The 19,883-nt window shown below is 62.6% G+C and carries 21 protein-coding genes; 8 read left to right on the plus strand and 13 right to left on the minus strand.

Annotated features, from left to right (window positions below; genetic code table 11):
- Nucleotides 1-8: 8 nt before the first annotated feature.
- From D8767_RS02200 to D8767_RS02225, 6 genes are all read right to left on the minus strand, one after another.
- Entirely contained in the window at nt 9-1,001 is a 993-nt protein-coding gene (locus tag D8767_RS02200) for a hydrolase (protein WP_016712530.1), read from the minus strand.
- Nucleotides 1,002-1,061: 60 nt separating this feature from the next.
- Nucleotides 1,062-2,435 (minus strand): pitrilysin family protein, encoded by a 1,374-nt coding sequence (locus tag D8767_RS02205; RefSeq protein WP_016712529.1) that lies wholly within the window; start codon nt 2,433-2,435, stop codon nt 1,062-1,064.
- On the minus strand, nt 2,428-3,729 hold the full coding sequence (locus D8767_RS02210; RefSeq protein ID WP_016712528.1) for a pitrilysin family protein: 1,302 nt from the start codon (nt 3,727-3,729) through the stop codon (nt 2,428-2,430). The genes D8767_RS02205 and D8767_RS02210 overlap by 8 nt, the downstream gene beginning before the upstream one ends.
- 92 nt (nt 3,730-3,821) lie before the next feature.
- Nucleotides 3,822-4,424, minus strand: a complete 603-nt coding sequence (gene rsmD, locus D8767_RS02215) for a 16S rRNA (guanine(966)-N(2))-methyltransferase RsmD (RefSeq protein WP_016712527.1) — start codon at nt 4,422-4,424, stop codon at nt 3,822-3,824.
- Nucleotides 4,424-5,914, minus strand: a complete 1,491-nt coding sequence (locus D8767_RS02220) for a pitrilysin family protein (RefSeq protein ID WP_016712526.1) — start codon at nt 5,912-5,914, stop codon at nt 4,424-4,426. The genes rsmD and D8767_RS02220 overlap by 1 nt, the downstream gene beginning before the upstream one ends.
- Nucleotides 5,907-7,262 (minus strand): pitrilysin family protein, encoded by a 1,356-nt coding sequence (locus D8767_RS02225; protein ID WP_028698433.1) that lies wholly within the window; start codon nt 7,260-7,262, stop codon nt 5,907-5,909. The genes D8767_RS02220 and D8767_RS02225 overlap by 8 nt, the downstream gene beginning before the upstream one ends.
- 231 nt (nt 7,263-7,493) lie before the next feature.
- Between D8767_RS02225 and ftsY the strand changes: the two genes are divergently transcribed.
- From ftsY to rpoH, 4 genes are all read left to right on the plus strand, one after another.
- Entirely contained in the window at nt 7,494-9,020 is a 1,527-nt protein-coding gene (gene ftsY / locus D8767_RS02235; RefSeq protein WP_016712523.1) for a signal recognition particle-docking protein FtsY, read from the plus strand.
- A 2-nt stretch (nt 9,021-9,022) separates the two neighbouring features.
- On the plus strand, nt 9,023-9,694 hold the full coding sequence (ftsE, locus tag D8767_RS02240; protein ID WP_012274659.1) for a cell division ATP-binding protein FtsE: 672 nt from the start codon (nt 9,023-9,025) through the stop codon (nt 9,692-9,694).
- The gene (gene ftsX, locus D8767_RS02245) at nt 9,691-10,716 is read left to right on the plus strand and encodes a permease-like cell division protein FtsX (protein ID WP_016712522.1); all 1,026 of its coding nucleotides are present in this window, start codon (nt 9,691-9,693) and stop codon (nt 10,714-10,716) included. The genes ftsE and ftsX overlap by 4 nt, the downstream gene beginning before the upstream one ends.
- 111 nt (nt 10,717-10,827) lie before the next feature.
- A complete protein-coding gene (rpoH, locus tag D8767_RS02250) occupies nt 10,828-11,682 on the plus strand; it encodes an RNA polymerase sigma factor RpoH (RefSeq protein WP_016712521.1) in 855 nt (284 codons plus the stop codon).
- 109 nt (nt 11,683-11,791) lie between these two features.
- Here rpoH and mtgA read toward each other — a convergent pair whose 3' ends face one another.
- Nucleotides 11,792-12,502 carry a monofunctional biosynthetic peptidoglycan transglycosylase gene (mtgA, locus tag D8767_RS02255; protein ID WP_016712520.1) on the minus strand — a complete coding sequence of 237 codons (711 nt, stop codon included), beginning with the start codon at nt 12,500-12,502 and terminating at the stop codon, nt 11,792-11,794.
- Between the two features lie 64 nt (nt 12,503-12,566).
- On the opposite strand from mtgA, the gene D8767_RS02260 reads away from it, so the two are divergent.
- The 4 genes from D8767_RS02260 (at nt 12,567) to trmB (ending at nt 14,840) form a co-directional block, all read left to right on the plus strand.
- Nucleotides 12,567-12,938, plus strand: a complete 372-nt coding sequence (locus D8767_RS02260) for a DUF423 domain-containing protein (RefSeq protein WP_016712519.1) — start codon at nt 12,567-12,569, stop codon at nt 12,936-12,938.
- Between the two features lie 102 nt (nt 12,939-13,040).
- On the plus strand, nt 13,041-13,241 hold the full coding sequence (gene thiS, locus D8767_RS02265; protein WP_012274654.1) for a sulfur carrier protein ThiS: 201 nt from the start codon (nt 13,041-13,043) through the stop codon (nt 13,239-13,241).
- A gap of 54 nt (nt 13,242-13,295) precedes the next feature.
- Complete coding sequence (locus tag D8767_RS02270) at nt 13,296-14,108, plus strand: thiazole synthase (protein ID WP_121757853.1); 813 nt, start codon at nt 13,296-13,298, stop codon at nt 14,106-14,108.
- Between the two features lie 9 nt (nt 14,109-14,117).
- On the plus strand, nt 14,118-14,840 hold the full coding sequence (gene trmB / locus D8767_RS02275; RefSeq protein ID WP_016712517.1) for a tRNA (guanosine(46)-N7)-methyltransferase TrmB: 723 nt from the start codon (nt 14,118-14,120) through the stop codon (nt 14,838-14,840).
- Between the two features lie 629 nt (nt 14,841-15,469).
- Here the strand turns inward: trmB and D8767_RS02280 are convergent.
- From D8767_RS02280 to D8767_RS02305, 6 genes are read right to left on the minus strand one after another with little or no spacing between them, the layout of a single operon-like run.
- Entirely contained in the window at nt 15,470-15,796 is a 327-nt protein-coding gene (locus D8767_RS02280) for a DUF3392 domain-containing protein (protein WP_016712515.1), read from the minus strand.
- 9 nt (nt 15,797-15,805) lie between these two features.
- Complete coding sequence (gene hemW, locus D8767_RS02285) at nt 15,806-16,981, minus strand: radical SAM family heme chaperone HemW (protein WP_016712514.1); 1,176 nt, start codon at nt 16,979-16,981, stop codon at nt 15,806-15,808.
- Nucleotides 16,978-17,574 (minus strand): RdgB/HAM1 family non-canonical purine NTP pyrophosphatase, encoded by a 597-nt coding sequence (gene rdgB / locus D8767_RS02290; RefSeq protein WP_016712513.1) that lies wholly within the window; start codon nt 17,572-17,574, stop codon nt 16,978-16,980. The genes hemW and rdgB overlap by 4 nt, the downstream gene beginning before the upstream one ends.
- Nucleotides 17,571-18,005, minus strand: coding sequence for a DUF4426 domain-containing protein (locus D8767_RS02295; protein ID WP_016712512.1), 435 nt, complete (start codon nt 18,003-18,005; stop codon nt 17,571-17,573). The genes rdgB and D8767_RS02295 overlap by 4 nt, the downstream gene beginning before the upstream one ends.
- Before the next feature lie 22 nt (nt 18,006-18,027).
- A complete protein-coding gene (gene metW, locus D8767_RS02300) occupies nt 18,028-18,648 on the minus strand; it encodes a methionine biosynthesis protein MetW (protein ID WP_003249106.1) in 621 nt (206 codons plus the stop codon).
- 7 nt (nt 18,649-18,655) lie between these two features.
- A complete protein-coding gene (locus D8767_RS02305) occupies nt 18,656-19,795 on the minus strand; it encodes a homoserine O-acetyltransferase (protein ID WP_016712511.1) in 1,140 nt (379 codons plus the stop codon).
- Nucleotides 19,796-19,883: the final 88 nt, after the last annotated feature.

Genomic DNA, 19,883 nt, shown 5'->3' on the forward strand with positions numbered 1-19,883 from the left:
TAAGCGCCCTATTGGCCCTCCACCAGCCACTGCGGAATCCGCCGTTCCAGGTAGTACCCCGGATTTCGCAGGCTGCCATCGACAAAGCCCACATGACCACCGCGGCTGTGCAGTTCGAAGCAGGTTTGTGGCGCCAGCTCACGGGCCGTTGGCAGGCTATGGCCGGATACGAACGGGTCATCGCTGGAATGGATGATCAGCGTTGGCGTGCGGTTCTGGCCGAGGAAGAAGTGGCTCGATGAGCGGCGATAGTAGTCGTGCGCATCGCGAAAGCCGTTGAGCGGTGCGGTGACTTTGCCGTCGAAGTCCCAAAATGTGCGCAAGTTGGTCAGTTGCCCCAGGCGCTCCAGCGCCGCCAGCCGATCATGCTGACCCTGCTCGTGGAAGTGCCGCTGTTTGAGCTGCACATAAGCCAGCATTTCGCGCATGAAGTGCGCCTGATACACCTTGGAGAACCCTTGGCCGATACGGTCGGCACAGTGGTCCAGACGAAAGGGCACCGACACTGCAACCGCTGCTTCCAGTTGGCTGGCAACCCCGCTTTCGCCCAGGTATTTCAACAGTACATTGCCACCCAGCGAGTAGCCCACTGCATACAGTGGCGCCAAGGGGCGTTGGGCGCGCAGGTGGCTGACAATTTCCGCCAGGTCTTCACTGGCGCCGGAATGGTAGCTGCGTGGTAACAGGTTGGGTTCGCCCGAGCAGCCGCGCCAGTTCGCTGCCACGCTGGCCCAACCGCGCCCTTGCATCGCTTGCTGCAAGCCTTTCACATAGGGCGAATGTGACGAGCCGGTCAGCCCATGCAGCACAAGCACCAGTGGCGCATGGGGTTCATGGGGGCCATGCCAGTCGAGGTCGATGAAGTCGCCGTCGGCCAGCCACAGGCGCTCGCGGTTGCGCTGCAGTTCAGGCAGCTTGCGCCACAGGGGCCCCCACAGGGTTTGCAGGTGGGGGTTGGAAAGGCCGGTGGCCGGGCGAAATGTGGCGCTTTGGCTGGGCATACTGGGCGACTCGTGATGTGCCTGCCTAGAGTGCCATGAAAAAGCGCCACAGTACCTGCGCTATTGGTCGAGATCTGGCAGAGGTTGCTGCTTGGCCGATGGACCGACGCTGACCAATACTCTTTTCGTCAGATCGAGCCTGCGCCGCATGACGGCGCTGATATCGGCCGGTGTCAGCGCGCGGATGCGCTCGACGTAGGTGTCGAGATGGTCCGCAGGTTGGCGTTGATAGGTGACCTCGGCCAGCAAGTCCGCCAGGTTCTTGTTCTGCGCCACGGCCCGTAATAGTTGCCCTGCCAGCTGTATCCGTGCCAGTTGCAGCTCGGCCTGGGTTGGCCCTTGCTCGATGAAGTCACGCAGCAAGGCATCAACCAGTTGAGCTGAGCTTTGCGCATGCTTCGGTGCAATTTCCCAATCGATGGTGAACAGCCCGCCAGCACTCATGGGCGTCACTTTGGCATGAATGCCATAGGTCAAGCCGCGACGTTGGCGCAGTTCCAGCATCAGGCGGGACTCTATACCCGCCCCCAGCACGGTGCTGGCCAGTGCCAGGGCAGGGTATTCAGGATCATTGGCTGGCACATTCATGGGAAGCGCAAGCAGGACGGCGGTGCTGGCACCAGCCTGCTCAATGTTGATCGTTGCGCTGGTCGCCGGTGGTATGACGGGCAGTTCAGCTGCGGACCAGCCTTGGGGCAATGCCTGGCTAACGCGCTGTGAAATGGCTTGGGCGGCCTCGGGCGAAAGGTCTCCAATCAGCACCATTTCGAGGTTGCTGGCACAGTAAGCACGCTGATGGAAACGCCTCAAATCTGCAGAGGAAATGCCTTCGATGCCTTGATCGGTGCTCCCGAGTGGATTGCCATAGGGGTGGCCTTGGAACAGATGTCGATAGGCTTCGCATCGCGCCCTGAGATAGGGGTGTCGTTCGCGAGATGCGTTGTGCTGCATCAGCTGGCGCTTGGTTTTTTCCAACGCCGAAGGCGTGAACGCAGGGTGTGCGACAAGGTCGATGAAGAGCCCCAATGCAGGATCAAGCAGTGTTTTCGTGCTGAGGCTGCGCAGGCTCAGAGTCGCGTGCTCCAGGCGAATATGCTTTTCCATGATCGCGCCCAGGCGTTCCAGCTGATCTGCCTGCTCGATCGCGGTGAAATGCTGGCTGCCCTCATCGAGCATGTACAACGTCAGGGCAGCCAGTCCGCGTTGAGAGGTGTCCTGGGTTGTGCCGGCCTTGAACCGCAATATCAAATCCACGATCGGTAGCCCGCGGGCTTCGACGAACTTCACCCCTGTGCCGCCTTCAGTTGTCCAGGTATGCACCGGCGTTTGAAGGGTTTCGAATTGTTCCAGGTCAAGCCCTCGGGCTGAGACCAAACCGCCAGGAATGCCGTCGGCTGCGTCGGGCTGCTGTGCAGCTGAGTCTAAGTTATTCATCTGCACTTTCCTTGTGATGCATGAAGGTGATTGCTGTGCGGGCCTTGGTCAGGAATTCATGGGCGACTTCGCCGATCTCCTCGGCTGTCACGGCTTCGATGGTTTGGCACTCATCCCCCAGTGCAACCGGGTCTAGGCCACAGGCGGCCTGCTTGCCAATGGAATGTGCCTGTTTTGCGATGTCATCCTTTTCGTACACCTGCCGTGCTATCCAGCGCGCTTTGGCGCGTTGCAGGTCTGCTGCGGCCGGCACCGACTGACAGAACGCTTCGATTTCGAGCGTAAGCCTTTCTGCTGCGGTTTCAGGGCTGACTTGTGGGCTACAAAGTGCATAGAGGGTCAATAGACTGTCACCTCGCTGCCAAGGCTCGTAGCTAGCCCTGAGGCCCGACAGTAAGGGGTCGTCCAGCACCATGCGGCGCTGCAGGGTGCTGGCATGGCCCTCGGCAAGGATGTCGGGCAGCAACCGCAGGGCATATGCCTGCGTGTCAGAGGTGGCAGTACATTGGCTTGGGAGATTGAAACTGGTGATCGCTCCGTTGTACAGGCCTTGCAGTCGCAGGGTTTGAAAGCGCCGAACCAGCCCTGCTGGCGCTGTGGGGATTTGCTGCGCGGGTAGGCGATGGGCGGGGATCGCTGCAAAATGCCGTGTGACCAGCGTCTGCAACTGAGGCAGGGTAATGTCGCCAGCCACTGCAAGTGTGGCGTTGTTGGGGTGATACCAGGTCTGATACCAAGTGCGTGCAGCCGCCAGGGTTGCGTGGGTAAGGTCGGTGTTATGGCCGATCACGGGGGTGCCATAGCCGCTGTCGCCGTAGGCAAGCAGCAGGTGATGCTCCAGTGCCAAAGCCCAAGGGCTGTTATCGATATCCTCTCGTCGCTCGGCCATGACCACCGCGAGCTCACGAGCGAAAGGGGCATCGCCGAGGGTCGCGCTGGCCATGACGTCTGCCATTGCCTCCAGGGCGATTTCCAGGCGGTTGGCTGGTAGTGTCAGAGGAAAGACAGTGGCATCGGAGTGAGTGAACGCATTTGGCTCGCCGCCCAAGCGGGCCATGAGGGCGGAATATTGGCCCGCAGCCAGCTTGCTGCTGCCCTCGAACAAAAGATGCTCCAGGGCATGCGACAGGCCGGTGTGGCCTTTGGGCTCGTAACTGGAGCCAACGTGATACCACAGTTGCACGCTGACCAATGGCGCACGCTGGTCTGTACGCAGATAGACGCGCAGGCCGTTGGTTAGTGTGAAAGAACTTACCGCGCCGGTCGGTATGGGCGGGGAAGGGTGTTCGGTCATGGTTGAAGTGCTCCTGCAAGAACGAAGGAGCAGCTTCAGCCATGTGGTCGGCGGGCTGGGGGTAACTAAGTAGCCAACCTTGGGTTAAACGGTTAGTCCCGCTGCCAGAGCGCGTAGTGCACTTGACCGGTTTTCTTCTCGCGGTGCAGGCGCCAGTTGCCTGGCAGTTGCAAGGTTGAAGGCGCGGCTTCGCTTTCGGTGTAGACCCACGCCTGTTCGCGCAGCCACTGGTTCTGCTCCAGCAGGTTGCAGGTGTTGGCCAGCAGGTCTTGGTGGAACGGCGGGTCGAGGAACACCACATCGAACTGCTGCTTGGCCGGGCCTTGCAGGTAGCGCAGGGCATCGGTTTGCAGGATCTGCCCACGCGGGCAGCGCAGGATTTCGAGGTTGTTCTTCAGGTTGGCGATGGCCGCCGGGTTGCTGTCCAGCGCCACGGCGTCTTCGGCTCCGCGCGACAGGGCTTCGAGCACCAGGGCACCGCTACCGGTGAAGGCGTCCAGCACGCGGGCGCCTTCGATGTAAGGCGCCAGCCAGTTGAATACGGTTTCCCGCACGCGGTCGGGCGTTGGCCGCAGGCCTTCGCCTTCCGGTACCGCCAGGCGACGGCTGCGCCACTCGCCGGCGATGATGCGCAGGTGGCCCTGGCCCTTGCTTTGGCCCGATTGCGGGCGGGCGGGAGGGGTGGATCTTGGCATTAGTGCTCCGGTACTCCGAGCGGCTGCTCGGAGGGCTTGTCAGTGGGGGCTGGCAGCGGTTTTTGTGGCACTTTCGGGCCAACGGTGACGATCACCAGTTTATCGGCTGACAGGTGTTTGTTCATGGCCGCCTTGACCTGCTCGACGGTGAGGGCCTGGGACTGCTGCATGAAGTCCTCCAGCCAGGTCAGTGGCAGGTTGTAGAAGCCGATTGCACCCAGTTGCCCGACGATGCTGGCGTTGCTGGCATTGGACAGCGGGAAGCTGCCGGCCAGTTCACGCTTGGCGTCGTCCAGCTCTTGCTGGGTAGGGCCATGTTTGAGGTAGTCGGCAAGAATGTCCTGCACCAGCTTCAGCGTGCCTTCGCTCAGCTCGGCACGGGTTTGCAGGTTGATCATGAACGGGCCGCGGACCTGCATCGGGCTGAACACCGAGTACACACCGTAGGTCAGGCCGCGCTTTTCACGTACCTCGCTCATCAGGCGGGTGCCGAACGCACCGCCGCCGAGGATCTGGTTGCCCAGCGACAGGGCTGGCCAGTCCGGGTCCTGGCGGTCGATACCCAGTTCGGCCAGCATCAGGTGGGTTTGCTTGGACGGGAAGTCGATGTGAGTCAGGCCAGCTTTGGCGTCAGTGGGCTGGGCTGGCGCGGCCAGTGCCGGGCCCTTCGGCAGGCCGGCAGATACCTGGGCCGCAATGGCTTCGGCTTCCGCGCGGCTCAGGTCGCCGACCAGCGCGATGACCGCGTTGCCACCGGTATAGGCTTTGGCATGGAAGGCGCGCAGCTGTGCCAGGGTGATGCCGTCGATGCTTTCGGCGGTACCGTCGCTGGGGTGGGCGTAAGGGTGATCGCCGTAAAGCTTGCCGAATAGCGCCTTGCCCGCGATCTTGCCGGGGTTTTGCTTTTCGTATTCGAAGCCGGCCAGCATCTGGTTCTTGATGCGCTTGAGGGCGTCCTCGGGGAAGGTCGGCTTGCCAGCCACCTCGGTAAACAGCTTGAGGGCCGGTTCGCGTTTGTCCTTGGCGCTGAGGCTGCGCAGCGAGGCCACGGCCATGTCGCGGTAGGAGCCGTTGCCAAAGTCCGCGCCCAGGCCTTCGAAGCCTTCGGCGATGGCGGTCACGTCCTTGCCGGCCACGCCCTCGTTGAGCATGGCGTTGGTCAGTGCGGCCACGCCTGGCGTAACGCCGTCCTGGCTGCTGCCAGCGGCGAAGGTGACGCGCAGGTCGAACATGGGCAGTTCGCGGGCTTCTACGAACAGCACACGGGCGCCTTCGGCGGTGTTCCAGTGCTGAATGTTCAACTGGCGCCGGCTGGGTGCCTTGCCATCCAGCTCGGCCAAGGACTGCAAGGTGTTGGCTGGGCGAGCGGCGCTGTTGTCGGCCTTGGCGGCGTTGTCGGCCATGGCCGGGGCGGCCAGCACGGTCGCCAGCGCCAGGGCGCGGATGCCCGTGGCCAGCAGGGTTGGGCGTGGTGCGCGGCAATCACTCATGAGCGGACTCCTCGGGCAGTACATGGGCAACGCTCAGGCGTTCGCGGGTGAAATAGGTGCGCGCGGCGTTCTGGATGTCCTGCGGGGTGACACGCTTGAGCTCGTCCAGCTCGCTGTCGATCAGCTTCCAGGACAGGCCGACGGTTTCCAGCTGGCCGATGGTGGTGGCCTGGCTGCTGATGGAGTCGCGGTCGTAGACCAGGCCGGCGATGACCTGGGCGCGAACGCGTTCGAGCTCTTCGGCGCTGGGCGGGGTGGTCTTGAGTTCTTCAAGCAACTGCCAGATGCCTTTTTCGACATCGGCGAGGGTTTTCTGCTTTTGGACGTTCGGCGTAGCCGAAATCAGGAACAGGCTGTCGCCGCGGGTGAAGGCGTTATAGCTGGAAGAAGCGCCGGCCACCAGCTCCTGACCACGCTCCAGGCGTGCCGGCATGCGGGCACTGTAGCCGCCATCGAGCAGGGCCGAGATCAGGCGCAGGGCGTGCACGGTGCGCGGGTCTTTGGCGGTGGGCAGGCCGGGTACGTTGAAGCCGTAGATCAGGCTGGGCAGTTGGGTGCGTACATGCAGGGTCAACTGGCGGTGGCCAGGTTCGGCCAGCTCCAGGGGCAGTTTGGCCGGTGGCACGGCGCGCTTGGGAATGCTGCCGAAATACTTCTGCGCCAGGCCCTTGACCTCGTCGGCGGTAACATCGCCGACCACCACCAGCGTCGCGTTGTTGGGCGCGTACCAGGACTCGTACCAGTGACGCAGCTCCTCGACCTTCATACGTTCAAGGTCGGCCATCCAGCCGATGGTCGGGGTGTGGTAGCCGCTGGCTGGGTAGGCCATGGCGCGGAACAGCTCAAACGCCTTTTGATTGGGCTGGTCGTCCGTACGCAGGCGGCGCTCTTCCTTGATGACCTCGATTTCGCGGCTGAACTCGTCGGCGGGCAGGCGCAGGCTGGCCAGGCGGTCAGCCTCCAGCTCCAGGGCTACCGGCAGGCGGTCGCGGGCCAGCACCTGGTAGTAAGCGGTGTAGTCGTCGCTGGTGAAGGCGTTTTCGTCGGCGCCCAGGTCACGCAGGATGCGCGAAGCTTCGCCGGGGCCGACCTTTGCGCTGCCCTTGAACATCATGTGTTCCAGCGCGTGGGACAAGCCGGTCTGGCCCGGGGTCTCGTAGCTGGAACCCACCTTGTACCAGATCTGCGAGACCACCACCGGGGCGCGGTGGTCTTCGCGCACGACCACTTTCAGGCCATTGTCGAGGATGAATTCGTGGGTGGGTTGCACATCGGCGGCGAGGGCCGCGAGCGGCAGGCAGAGCGTGCCGAACAACAGGCCAGCGGCGCGGCGGGCTAGAGCATTCATACAGTGTTTAACCTGTTCGGCGGCCCGCTGGGTTTAGCGTCGACGGGCCAGGAGGTGCTAGGATACTGATCCGGTTGCCTGGCGACCATGCCTGTCGCCGTTCTGGCCCACAGGACACTAAGACAAAACGTTGCGCATGAACCAGCGGGCTTCAAGATAGTCTGTTCTGCGTAGAGAGAATTCCCGATGTGCCATTGCTGGCTCATCGCTACCCTGAGATAGCCGTCCTCCATGTTTGGTTCCAACGACGACAAAAAAGCGCCGGCCGAGGCTGGCGAAAAGAAAGGCCTGTTCAGCTGGTTTCGAAAGAAGCCGCAGCAACCTGTCGCCGAACAGCCACAAGCCCCCGAACCCCAGGCTGCAGAACCCGTAGCGCCGCAGCCCGCCGTCGAGCGCCCTGAAGCTGCTCCGGTCGAGCCGGTGGTTGCAGCAACCCCCGCAGCTGTAGCGAAGGCCCCTCGGGTTGCCGAGCCAGCCTTGGCCTCTGAGCCTGCAACGGCGCCAGTGGCGACTCCGGTATTCGAGCCGGCACCTGCCCCTGTGGTGGCCCAGGCCCCTGAGCCAACCCCGGCCCCTGTGGGAGCGGGCGTGCCCGCGACTGCAGAGCCTGCCGCCCCGCAGGTCGAAACCCCTGCACCCGTAGCAGCACCGGTCATTCAAGCCGTCGAGCCCCCTGTCAGCAACTTGGTCCTGCCCGTTGCCGAAGAGCCTGTTGCTCTGGTTCCCGACCTGGAACCAAAGGCCCCGCCAGCGATCCCCGAGCGTCTGGTAGCAGCACCTGTCGAGCCAGAACCGGCCCCTGTCGCTGCCCCAGCCGTTGTCGAGCAAGCCAAACCCGGCTTCTTCGCCCGCCTGAAGCAGGGCCTGTCGAAGACCAGCGCCAGCATCGGCGAGGGCATGGCCAGCCTGTTCCTGGGCAAGAAAGTCATCGACGACGACCTGCTCGACGAGATCGAGACCCGTTTGCTGACCGCTGACGTCGGCGTGGAAGCAACCTCGGCTATCGTCCAGAACCTGACCCAGAAGGTCGCGCGCAAGCAGCTGGCCGACGCCGATGCCCTGTACAAGTCGCTGCAGGAAGAGCTGGCCGCACTGCTGCGCCCGGTCGAGCAGCCGTTGAAAGTGCAGGCGCAAAACAAGCCTTACGTCATCCTCGTGGTTGGCGTGAACGGCGCCGGCAAGACCACCACCATCGGCAAGCTGGCCAAGAAGCTGCAGCTGGAAGGCAAGAAGGTGATGCTGGCCGCTGGCGATACCTTCCGTGCCGCAGCGGTCGAGCAGTTGCAAGTGTGGGGCGAGCGTAACCAGATTCCGGTAATCGCCCAGCATACTGGCGCCGATTCCGCGTCGGTGATCTTCGACGCAGTTCAAGCCGCCAAGGCGCGTGGCGCCGATGTGCTGATCGCTGACACCGCCGGCCGCCTGCACACCAAAGACAACTTGATGGAAGAACTGAAGAAGGTCCGCCGGGTTATCGGCAAGCTCGACGCCGATGCGCCGCACGAGGTGCTGCTGGTGCTCGACGCCGGTACTGGCCAGAACGCCATCAGCCAGGCCAAGTACTTCAACCAAAGCGTCGAGCTGACCGGCCTGGCCCTGACCAAGCTGGATGGCACTGCCAAGGGCGGGGTGATCTTCGCCCTGGCCAAGCAGTTCAACATTCCGATCCGCTTCATCGGTGTGGGTGAAGGCATCGACGACCTGCGTACCTTTGAAGCCGAGCCGTTCGTCAAGGCTCTGTTCGCCGAGCGAGACTGACCATGATCCGATTCGAACAGGTTGCCAAGCGCTACCCCAATGGTCATGTGGGTTTGCATGAGCTGAGTTTCCGGGCGCGCCGGGGCGAGTTCCTGTTCGTCACGGGGCACTCGGGCGCCGGCAAGAGCACCTTGCTGCGCCTGTTGCTGGCCATGGAGCGCCCGACCAGCGGCAAGCTCATGCTGGCCGGGCAGGACCTGGGCCAGATCAGCAATGCGCAAATCCCGTTCCTGCGCCGGCAGATCGGCGTGGTGTTTCAGAACCACCAGCTGTTGTTCGACCGCACGGTGTTCAACAACATCGCCTTGCCCCTGCAGATTCTCGGCCTGTCCAAGGCGGAGATCGCCAAGCGCGTGGATTCGGCCCTGGAGCGTGTATCACTGTCCGACAAGGGCGAGCTGTTCCCGGCCGACCTGTCCACCGGGCAGCAGCAGCGGGTAGGCATTGCCCGCGCCATCGTCCACCAGCCGGCCCTGCTGCTGGCCGACGAACCCACCGGTAACCTCGACCCGCGCTTGGCCGCAGAGATCATGGGTGTCTTCGAGGACATCAACCGCCTGGGTACCACGGTATTGATCGCCAGCCACGACCTGGCACTGATTGCGCGCATGCGCCACCGCATGCTGACCTTGCAACGCGGCCGCTTGATCGGCGATGGGGAGGCCGGGCAATGAGCACTACACGTACGCCGAAGGTTTCCGAGCGGGTTGCACCAAAGCCCGCTGACCCGCAACCGGCGAAGAAAAAGCGCGGCGAAGACGATGATGGCCCGGATTTTCGCACGCTGCTGCATGCCTGGCTGGAAAGCCACCGTGCCAGCATGGCCGACAGCCTGCGCCGCTTGGGCAAGCAGCCGATCGGCAGCTTTTTCACCTGCCTGGTGATGGCGGTGGCGCTGAGCATGCCCATGGGCTTGTCGTTGCTGCTGAAGAACATCGAGCAGCTTGGCGGCTCGTGGCAGCGCGCCGCGCAGATTTCGCTGTTCCTCAAGCTGGATGCCGGCAGCCGTGATGGTGAGGCGTTGCGGGATGAGATCAAGGGCATGCCCGGCGTGGCAGACGCGCAATATGTCAGCCGCGAGCAGGCGCTGGAGGAATTCCAGCAGCAGTCCGGCCTGGGCGAGGCCCTGCGTGAACTGCCCGACAACCCGTTGCCTGGCGTGGTGGTTGTGACCCCGACCGAGGTCGACAAACCGGCCCTGGAAGCGTTGCGTCAGCGTCTGTCGGAGCTGCCACGGGTTGAAGTGGCGCAACTGGATCTGGTGTGGGTCGAGCGCCTGGCGGCCATCCTCAAGCTGGGTGACCGTTTCGTCTTCGGCTTGGCCGTGATGCTGATTTCTGCCCTGCTGTTAGTAATCGGTAACACAATTCGTCTACACATTGAAAACCGCCGGATCGAGATCGAAGTGATCAAGCTGGTCGGCGGCACCGACGCCTACGTACGCCGGCCTTTCCTGTACATGGGGGCCCTCTATGGCCTGGGTGCGGGCCTGTTGGCGTGGGGCATCCTGGCGTTTGGCCTGAACTGGCTGAACGAGGCGGTTGTAGGGCTTTCCGGGCTGTATGGCAGTGATTTCGCCCTGGGGGGGGTGCCGGCGTCCGATGGTCTGTCCCTCTTGATCGGAGCAGTGTTGTTGGGGTATATCGGTGCATGGATCGCAGTCGCTCGTCACCTGAACGAGCTGGCGCCGCGATAGTTTTTACGTGCCAGCATTGACATTTTCTTCACTGTGGAACTTGTACCGTCGTTCCAGGTCAATGTTGGCAGCGCCCACAAGGCGCGAGTTTTGTAAGTCGGAGGTTCTTGAATGACCACATCGTTGCAACCTGCCTATGCCTTGGTACCCGGTGCAAACCTGGAAGCCTATGTGCACACGGTCAACAGCATCCCGCTGCTGACGGTCGAGCAGGAGCGTGATCTGGGCGAGCGTCTCTATTATGAGCAGGATGTCGAGGCCGCTCGTCAAATGGTGATGGCCCACCTGCGTTTCGTCGTACACATTGCCCGTAGCTATGCGGGTTACGGGCTGGCCCAGGCTGACCTTATCCAGGAAGGCAACGTCGGCCTGATGAAAGCCGTCAAGCGCTTCAACCCGGAAATGGGTGTGCGTCTGGTGTCGTTCGCCGTGCACTGGATCAAGGCAGAAATCCACGAATTCATCCTGCGCAACTGGCGTATCGTCAAGGTGGCGACCACCAAGGCCCAGCGCAAACTGTTCTTCAACCTGCGCAGCCAGAAAAAGCGTCTGGCCTGGCTGAACAACGACGAAGTGCATCGCGTGGCAGAAAGCCTTGGTGTAGAGCCGCGTGAAGTGCGTGAGATGGAAAGCCGCTTGAGTGGCCAGGACATGGCGTTCGACCCGGCAGCGGAAGCTGACGACGACAGCGCCTTCCAGTCGCCTGCACATTACCTGGAAGACCACCGGTACGACCCGGCGGTGCAACTTGAGGATGCTGACTGGAGCGACAACTCGACCAGTAACCTGCACGAAGCACTGCAAGGGCTGGACGAGCGTAGCCGCGATATTCTCTACCAGCGCTGGTTGGCGGAAGAGAAGGCTACGCTGCATGAGCTGGCAGACAAGTACAACGTGTCGGCTGAGCGGATTCGCCAGCTGGAGAAGAATGCGATGAACAAGGTCAAGGCGTTGATCGCGGTCTGATCTAGCCTGGCTGTATTGAAAAGCCGCTGGCCGTGAGGGGCAGCGGCTTTTTTATGCCTGTGAGGTTTTGGGGCCGCTGTGCGGCCCTTTCGCGGCAGCCCCAAAAGGCTCAAAGTTTGCGCGAAGTGTCGAGTTGCATCAGGTAGCCAGGCCCACCCAACTGGCTCATCTGCCGGCGAATCCACCCGGCCCGGCTGGCCACATAGGCACTTGGCCGGCTGGCACTCCACTTGATTGGGCTAGGCAGCACGGCCGCCAGTTGCGCCGCCTGCTGGCGGCTAAGCCGGCTGGCATCCACGCCAAAGTGATAGCGCGCCGCTGCCTGAGCGCCGAACACGCCCTTGCCCCATTCGGCGCTGTTCAAGTAGACCTCGAGAATTCGCTCCTTCGACCAGAACAGCTCGATCAAGGCCGTGAACCACGCCTCCAGCCCTTTGCGGAACCAACTGCGCCCGGACCACAAAAACAGGTTCTTGGCCACTTGCTGGGTCAGGGTGCTGGCACCGCGAACGCTGCCGCCGCGCTCGTTATAGGCCAGTGCCGCCTGGATGGCCGGGATGTCGAACCCCCAATGGTTGGCGAACTTCTGGTCCTCACCCGCAATGACGGCAACCTTCAGCTCATCGGAGATGTTCTCCCACGGCTCCCAGTCGCGTTGCAGGTCGATCGGCTCGCCACTGACCCACGATTGCACCTTGCGCTCGGCCATCAGTGCAGTACCGGGCGGTGGCACCCAGCGGAACACCAGCACCAGCACGGTGCTGCCGGCTGCGAACCAGAGCAGGGCACGGGAAAGGCGGCGAAGAAGGGTTGGCAGCATGGCGATGGCTTGGCCGTACGGGTGGAAGGGGCCATTATACAGACCCGATCCAAGGAGTCGTCCCATGCTTCGCAGCTTCCTGATGCTTGCCGCCTTTTTCGGCTTTACTGGGGTCGCCCTGGGTGCCTTCGCCGCCCACGGCCTGAAAAACCGTCTGACGGCTGACTACCTGACCATTTTCCATACCGGTGTGACCTACCAGCTGGTGCATGCCCTGGCGATCTTCGGCGTTGCCGTGCTCTCGGCGCACCTGCCCGGGCGCCTGGTGGGCTGGGCTGGTGGCCTGTTTGCCTTGGGGATCGTGCTGTTCTCCGGCAGCCTTTACCTGCTGACCCTCAGCGGCCTGGGCAAACTGGGCATCATCACCCCAATTGGCGGCCTATGCTTCCTGGCCGGCTGGTTGTGCCTGGGCTTGGCAGCCTGGAGGCTGGGCTGACTGGGTGGTCCACAATCGCGACTAATGGCGCGCACCGCCCTTGGGTTGCAGGGCGGTTCGGCGCTAGAATGCGGGCCCCAAAGAACAATGGTGGCCGTGCGCATGCGCATTCAACTGAACGGTGAACCTTACGAACTGCCTGCTGGCGAAAGCGTTGCAGCCCTGCTGACGCGCCTGGAGCTTGCCGGGCGCCGTGTCGCAGTGGAACTGAACCTGGACATCGTGCCGCGCAGCCAGCACGACAGCACGCTGCTGAACGACGGCGACCAGGTCGAAGTGGTCCACGCCATTGGTGGCGGCTGACAGCAGCCCGGCGGTTCACAAGCTAGCCCTGCAACCTTTTCCCGAGGAACAACGATGAGCAACGTTCGTAGCGACAAGCCCTTCACCCTGGCCGGGCGTACTTTCCAGTCGCGCCTGCTGGTGGGCACCGGCAAGTACCGTGACATGGAAGAAACCCGCCTGGCTACCGAGGCCTCGGGTGCTGAAATCGTCACCGTCGCCGTGCGCCGCACCAACCTTGGTCAGAATGCGGGCGAGCCGAACCTGCTCGACGTACTGGCGCCCGACAAGTACACCATCCTGCCGAACACGGCAGGCTGCTTTGACGCGGTGGAAGCGGTGCGTACTTGCCGCCTGGCCCGCGAACTGCTGGATGGGCGCAAATCGCACGAATTCCGCACATTAGTGAAGCTGGAAGTGCTGGCCGACCAGAAAACCCTGTTCCCTAACGTGATCGAAACCCTCAAGGCCGCCGAAGTGCTGGTCAAGGACGGTTTCGACGTGATGGTGTACACCAGCGATGATCCGATCATCGCCCGCCAACTGGCCGAAGCCGGCTGCATCGCGGTCATGCCCCTGGCTGGCCTGATTGGTACCGGCCTGGGTATCTGCAACCCCTACAACCTGCAGATCATCCTGGAGGAGTCCAAGGTGCCGGTACTGGTCGATGCGGGAGTAGGCACGGCTTCCGACGCCACCATCGCCATGGAAATGGGTTGCGAGGCCGTGCTGATGAACTCGGCCATTGCCCACGCCCAGCAGCCAGTGCTGATGGCCGAAGCCATGAAGCACGCCATCGTCGCCGGTCGCCTGGCCTACCTGGCCGGCCGCATGCCGAAGAAACTCTATGCCAGCGCCTCTTCGCCGCTGGATGGTCTGATCAAGTAAGAGCTCCTGATGACTGAATCGCACGATACGCCGATCACCCCCGACGGCGACGCCCGCCCACACCGCCGCATCAAGAGCTTCGTGATGCGCGCCGGGCGCATGACCGAAGGCCAGCAACGCGGCCTGGACCAGGGCGGCCCACTGTACATCCTGCCGCTGGCCGACAGCCCGGTGGACTACGACCAGGTGTTTGGCCGCTCGGCGCCGCGCACCCTGGAGATCGGCTTCGGCATGGGCCATTCCCTGCTGGAAATGGCTGCTGCCGCGCCTGAGCAGGACTTTATCGGCGTGGAAGTGCACCGCCCCGGTGTGGGCGCGCTGCTCAACGGCGTGCTGACCCAGGGCCTGAAGAACCTGCGGGTGTATGACTGCGATGCCATCGAAGTGCTGAACCGCTGCGTGGCGGACAACAGCCTCGACCGCTTGATGCTGTTCTTCCCCGACCCGTGGCACAAGGCCCGTCACCACAAGCGCCGCATCGTGCAGCTGGAGTTTGCCGAGCTGGTACGTCGCAAGCTCAAGCCCGGTGGCGTGTTCCACATGGCGACCGACTGGGAGCCGTATGCCGAGTATATGCTGGAAGTGATGAGTGCTGCGCCTGGCTATCGCAACCGTGCGGCCGACGGCACCTACGTGCCACGCCCGGAAGAGCGCCCGATCACCAAGTTCGAACGCCGCGGCGAGCGGCTGGGACATGGGGTGTGGGACTTGAAGTTCGAGAGGGTGGATTGATCGGCTGATCTGGCCTTTCGATGTGTTGGTGCTTGCAGAAATGCAGACAAAAAAACCGCCTTGAGAAAGGCGGTTTTTTTTGTGAGCGACAGGACTGAGTATCCTTTGGTCTGGGACTTCACTGAAAACATTCACGTGGTAAGAGGATCATAAGCAGGGTGATACCGTGCGTCAATGCTCCGAAATATCCGGCATCACGTGTGTCGGCGCGGTTAACTGTCTTGTGCGAAGATCCCAAGTATCATTGCTCTGCTCCTGTGTGGATGTGTTCGGTGATGGGCCGGGTAAGAGAAGAATTCTGCTTTCCGGCCCCTTCGACATGGCCTGAGAACCGTGCCGGCAACTGACTTCGAAGGGCCATTAACCTGGCCACTTCACCGAAAACATTCACGTGGTTTTCGAAGGCATCGAAGTGCCGGTTAGATGCTGGAAGATTGGCCCGCCAACATGGAGGCCAAGGCATATGAAGCGTTTGCTTGATGCGCTGAGCCGCGTCTGGAAGCTTGTCCGGATCTTGATAGTGATCAAGACCGTTCGGGATTTCATGCGCGACCACTTCGATGATGCCCGTTAAGGGCTAGTCAGGAGGTAGGGCTGCCCTGGTATCCCGGGGCAGCTTTTAGCAATGCTTACCCGCGGCGATCCGCCACCACACCAATCAACACCAGCACTACCAACAGCACCGGCGCGAGCGCGTAGTTGTTGAACTGGCTCAACCCCTTCACCACCCACGGCGTGGCATAGATCAGCGCCGCACCGCTGCCGATCATCACCATCAGCGCCATGAACGGCACGCGCAGGGCGCCTGCCAAGCCACCTAGCCGCTGCTCGGCCCAGGCTTTGACATCGCTACCAAACAGCACCAGCAGGCAGCCTACCAAGGCCAGTGAAATCTCCGACAGGTTACCGCGGCTCCAGCGGGAAACCGTCGCGAGCAGATCAAGTACCAGATCCATGGGTCATCCTTAGGTCAAGAAATACTGCAGCAGGTCATTGAGGAACAATTGGCCCCTCGGCGTGGCCACCAGTCGATCCGGTTCGACCTGCAAAAGGCCCTTTTGTTCGGCGGCGCGGCGTGCCTCGCGCAGTTGCTCCAGTGGCAAACCGGTGCGCAGGGTGAACAGCTCGGCTTCCACTCCGTCGGTCAGGCGCAGGGCGTTCATCAGGAACTCGAACGGCAGCTCGTCGACCGGCAGCAGCTTCTCTCCGGCCTTGAATGGCTTGGCCAGGTTCAGGTAATCCTTGGGCAGGCGGGTCTTCCAGGTACGCAGGATGCGCCCGTCGGCGAAAGTCAGCTTGCCGTGGGCGCCGGCGCCGATGCCGATGAAGTCGCCGAAGCGCCAGTAGTTCAGGTTGTGCCGGGCAGCGCGGCCCGCCTGGGCGTAGGCCGATACCTCGTACTGGCGGAAACCGTGCTCGGCCATCAGTGCCTGGCCGGCTTCCTGAATATCCCAGAGGATGTCGTCCTCGGGCAACTCAGGCGGCTGGTTCCAGAACACCGTGTTTGGCTCCACGGTCAGCTGGTACCACGACAGGTGCGTCGGCCCCAGGTCGATGGCCTGGCGCAGGTCGCCCAGCGCATCATCCAGCGATTGGTCGGGCAGGCCGTGCATCAGGTCCATGTTGAAGTTGTCGAAGCCGGCCGCACGCGCCATGCCGGCAGCACGGACCGCTTCATCGCCATTGTGGATGCGCCCCAGCGCCTCCAACTTGGCGGGCTGGAAACTTTGCACACCGATGGACAGGCGGTTGATGCCAGTTTGCCGGTAGGCCTTGAACTTGTCCTGCTCGAAGGTGCCCGGGTTAGCTTCCAGGGTGATTTCGATGTCTGGTGCGAACGGGATGCGTTGTTCCACGCCGCGCAGCAGCCGGCCCAGGGCGTTGGCGCTGAACAGGCTGGGCGTACCGCCACCGAAGAAGATCGAACTGATCGGGCGGCCCTGTACGGCGGCCAGCTCCTGATCGAGGTCGTCCAGTAGTGCTGTGACGTAGGCGTCTTCCGGCAGTTCAGGCCCGGCAGCGTGGGAATTGAAATCACAGTAAGGGCACTTGCGTACGCACCACGGAATGTGGATGTACAGCGCCAGTGGCGGCAGGCTGGTGAAACCCGCTGCGCCGGGGGGGGACAACGTTGCGATCATGCCAGGCCCAGACGTTGGCGCAGCAGGGCCATGGCACGGGCGCGGTGGCTGAGCTGGTTCTTGTCCACCGGGGCCAGGTCGGCACTAGAGCAGTTGCGCTCCGGCACCCAGAACAGCGGGTCGTAGCCAAAGCCATGCTCGCCGCTGGCCTCGAACAGGATGCTGCCGTGCCACAGGCCTTCGCACAGGATCGGCAGCGGGTCGTCGGCGTGCCGCACCAAAGCCAGTACGCAGACGAACTGCGCACCGCGCTCGGCTTCGGGCACGTCCTTCAAGGCTTCGAGCAGCTTGGCATTGTTGGCCGCGTCACCCTTGCCATCGGCGTAGCGCGCCGAGTAGATGCCCGGCGCACCACCAAGGAAGTCCACCGCTAGGCCGGAATCGTCAGCCAAGGCCGGCAGGCCGGAGATACGTGCGGCGTTACGCGCCTTGAGAATGGCGTTTTCAACGAACGACAGGCCGGTTTCATCTGGCTCTACTTGGCTGAATTCGCCAATCGAACGCAGTTGCACGGACTGGCCGAGCATGGCCTGCAGTTCCTTGAGTTTGCCGGCGTTGTGGCTGGCCAATACGAGTTGCTGGAAATTCATCATTCGCCTGGGAACACTTCCTGGTTGAAGCTAAGGGAATTGCTGATACCGCCGGTTTCGATAGTCAGGTCGAAGGTAACGGTTTCTGGCTGTTCGATCTTGAACTGGGCGATGTAGTACACCGCGCCCTGTTCGGTAATCTGTTTGAACGACAGCGGGCTGCTACGCCCGGTCAGGTCCTTGACCGTGCCGCTGACTACCGCTGTGGCAGGTTTGTTGGCCTTGAGTACGGCAATGTTGAGCACGCCCTGGTTCTTGCTGCGCACCAGGCCGGTGGCTGCGGCCACCTCGGGCGTGAGCATGCTCGACGTGAACGCGCTGTAGTGCACCGTCACGTCGCCAAACACTTCCTTGCGCTCGGGCCGGGCGGCATCGGCAGCCAGTACCGGCAAGGCCAGGCACAGGCTGATCAGGAACAGGGCTAGGCGACGCATGGGGCGATTCCTCCGGTGGGCGTCAGACCGCGAGCTGGTGCTCTTGCAGGCCCGGGCTGCTGACGCGATAGATGCCGATCTCACCTAGAAGATTAGGCCAAAGCCGGCCACCCCACCCGTTACGGTGCAAATGGTCGACGGCCAGGCGGTCGAGCACCTTGGCCCTGCGCTCGTGCACCAGCTCTTCGAAGTCGGCGAAGGTGCAGAAGTGGATGTTCGGCGTGTTGTACCAGGTATACGGCATGAAGTCCGATACCGGCATGCGTCCCTTGGTGGCCAGGTACCAGCGGCAGCGCCAGTGGCCGAAGTTCGGGAAGGTGATGATGCACTGGCGGCCCACGCGCAGCATCTCGTCGAGGATGCGGTCGGGGTATTCCACGGCCTGCAGGGCCTGGGTCATGATCACTACGTCGAAACTGTTGCTGGCGAAGTTGCCCAGGCCTTTGTCCAGGTCCTGCTCGATGACGTTGACGCCCTTGGCCACGCATGCGGCAATGTTGTCGGCGTCGATCTCCAGGCCATAGCCGGTGACTTGCTTGCGGTCACGCAGCGAGGCCAGCAGTTCGCCGCTGCCGCAGCCCAGGTCAAGTACCCGGCTGCCGGCGGGGATCCAGTCGTGGATGATTTCCAGATCGGCTCTCATGCTGTCCTCAGATGGCAATGCGGTTCATGTAGTTCGAGAAACCCTGCATGTAGCGAGGTGTGGGGATCAGGAAGGCATCGTGCCCGTAAGGCGAGTCGATCTCCAGGTAACACACGTTCTTGCGGGCCGCCATCAGGGCGTCGACGATTTCGCGCGAACGGGCCGGCGAGAAGCGCCAGTCGGTCGTGAACGACATGATGCAGTAGTCCGCCTTGACGTGGGCCAGAGTGGCAGCCAGGTCACCGCCCTGGGCGGCGGCCGGGTCGAAATAGTCCAGCGCCTTGGTCATCAGCAGATAGGTATTGGCGTCGAAACGGCCAGAAAACTCTTCGCCCTGGTAGCGCAGGTAGCTTTCGACCTGGAACTCGACACTGTGGAAGTCGTAGTTGAGCTTGTCGCTCTTGAGCTCACGGCCGAATTTTTCACCCATCGAGTCGTCCGACAGGTAGGTGATGTGGCCGACCATGCGCGCCAGCATCAGACCGCGCTTGGGGATCACGCCCTGGTCCTGGAACGAGCCGCCGTGGAATTCGGGGTCGGTAAGGATGGCCTGGCGTGCCACTTCGTTGAAGGCAATGTTCTGTGCTGACAGCTTGGGCGCCGAGGCGATGTCGACACAATGGCGCACACGCTCGGGGTAGGTCATGGTCCATTGCAGTGCCTGCATGCCACCCAGGCTGCCGCCGACGATTGCCGCCCATTGCGCAATGCCCAGGCGGTCTGCCAGGCGTGCCTGGCTGTGTACCCAGTCTTCGACAGTCAGCACCGGGAAATCGGCGCCATAAGGCTTGCCGGTGGCCGGGTTGATGCTGCTGGGGCCGGTGCTGCCGTTGCAGCCGCCGAGGTTGTTCAGGCTGACCACGAAGAAGCGGTTGGTGTCGATGGGCTTGCCAGGGCCGATGCAGCTGTCCCACCAACCCGGCTTGCGGTCGGTGTCGCCATGGTAGCCAGCGGCATGGTGGTGGCCGGAAAGGGCATGGCAGATCAGCACGGCGTTGCTCGCGCTGGCGTTCAGGGTGCCATAGGTCTCGTAGACCAGCTCGTAACTGGCCAGGGAACGGCCACAGGCCAGGGCCAGCGGTTCATCGAACCGGGCGGTTTGCGGTACTACCAGACCGACGGAATCTTCGGGAAAGACAGTGGACATCGACCCTGCTCACGCTTGACGGAGGCGTAAGTCTAAAGAGCGCTACCCCCAGCGGCAAGCAAAGGCTTGCCGCTGGGGGTAACCAGGG

The sequence above is a fragment of the Pseudomonas sp. LTGT-11-2Z genome, from assembly GCF_003691445.1.
GTDB lineage: Bacteria > Pseudomonadota > Gammaproteobacteria > Pseudomonadales > Pseudomonadaceae > Aquipseudomonas > Aquipseudomonas monteilii.

Excerpts from the sequence above, each read along its gene's own strand:
- D8767_RS02270 (WP_121757853.1), top strand. The coding sequence starts at position 13,296 with ATGAGCAACGTTCGTAGCGACAAGCCCTTCACCCTGGCCGGGCGTACT.
- metW (WP_003249106.1), bottom strand. The coding sequence starts at position 18,648 with ATGAGAGCCGATCTGGAAATCATCCACGACTGGATCCCCGCCGGCAGC.
- ftsX (WP_016712522.1), top strand. The coding sequence starts at position 9,691 with ATGAGCACTACACGTACGCCGAAGGTTTCCGAGCGGGTTGCACCAAAG.
- D8767_RS02260 (WP_016712519.1), top strand. The coding sequence starts at position 12,567 with ATGCTTCGCAGCTTCCTGATGCTTGCCGCCTTTTTCGGCTTTACTGGG.
- D8767_RS02210 (WP_016712528.1), bottom strand. The coding sequence starts at position 3,729 with ATGACCGAACACCCTTCCCCGCCCATACCGACCGGCGCGGTAAGTTCT.
- ftsY (WP_016712523.1), top strand. The coding sequence starts at position 7,494 with ATGTTTGGTTCCAACGACGACAAAAAAGCGCCGGCCGAGGCTGGCGAA.
- trmB (WP_016712517.1), top strand. The coding sequence starts at position 14,118 with ATGACTGAATCGCACGATACGCCGATCACCCCCGACGGCGACGCCCGC.
- ftsE (WP_012274659.1), top strand. The coding sequence starts at position 9,023 with ATGATCCGATTCGAACAGGTTGCCAAGCGCTACCCCAATGGTCATGTG.
- thiS (WP_012274654.1), top strand. The coding sequence starts at position 13,041 with ATGCGCATTCAACTGAACGGTGAACCTTACGAACTGCCTGCTGGCGAA.
- D8767_RS02205 (WP_016712529.1), bottom strand. The coding sequence starts at position 2,435 with ATGAATAACTTAGACTCAGCTGCACAGCAGCCCGACGCAGCCGACGGC.
- D8767_RS02280 (WP_016712515.1), bottom strand. The coding sequence starts at position 15,796 with ATGGATCTGGTACTTGATCTGCTCGCGACGGTTTCCCGCTGGAGCCGC.
- mtgA (WP_016712520.1), bottom strand. The coding sequence starts at position 12,502 with ATGCTGCCAACCCTTCTTCGCCGCCTTTCCCGTGCCCTGCTCTGGTTC.
- D8767_RS02220 (WP_016712526.1), bottom strand. The coding sequence starts at position 5,914 with ATGAGTGATTGCCGCGCACCACGCCCAACCCTGCTGGCCACGGGCATC.
- D8767_RS02200 (WP_016712530.1), bottom strand. The coding sequence starts at position 1,001 with ATGCCCAGCCAAAGCGCCACATTTCGCCCGGCCACCGGCCTTTCCAAC.
- rdgB (WP_016712513.1), bottom strand. The coding sequence starts at position 17,574 with ATGATGAATTTCCAGCAACTCGTATTGGCCAGCCACAACGCCGGCAAA.
- D8767_RS02295 (WP_016712512.1), bottom strand. The coding sequence starts at position 18,005 with ATGCGTCGCCTAGCCCTGTTCCTGATCAGCCTGTGCCTGGCCTTGCCG.
- D8767_RS02305 (WP_016712511.1), bottom strand. The coding sequence starts at position 19,795 with ATGTCCACTGTCTTTCCCGAAGATTCCGTCGGTCTGGTAGTACCGCAA.
- rpoH (WP_016712521.1), top strand. The coding sequence starts at position 10,828 with ATGACCACATCGTTGCAACCTGCCTATGCCTTGGTACCCGGTGCAAAC.
- D8767_RS02225 (WP_028698433.1), bottom strand. The coding sequence starts at position 7,262 with ATGAATGCTCTAGCCCGCCGCGCCGCTGGCCTGTTGTTCGGCACGCTC.
- hemW (WP_016712514.1), bottom strand. The coding sequence starts at position 16,981 with ATGATCGCAACGTTGTCCCCCCCCGGCGCAGCGGGTTTCACCAGCCTG.
- rsmD (WP_016712527.1), bottom strand. The coding sequence starts at position 4,424 with ATGCCAAGATCCACCCCTCCCGCCCGCCCGCAATCGGGCCAAAGCAAG.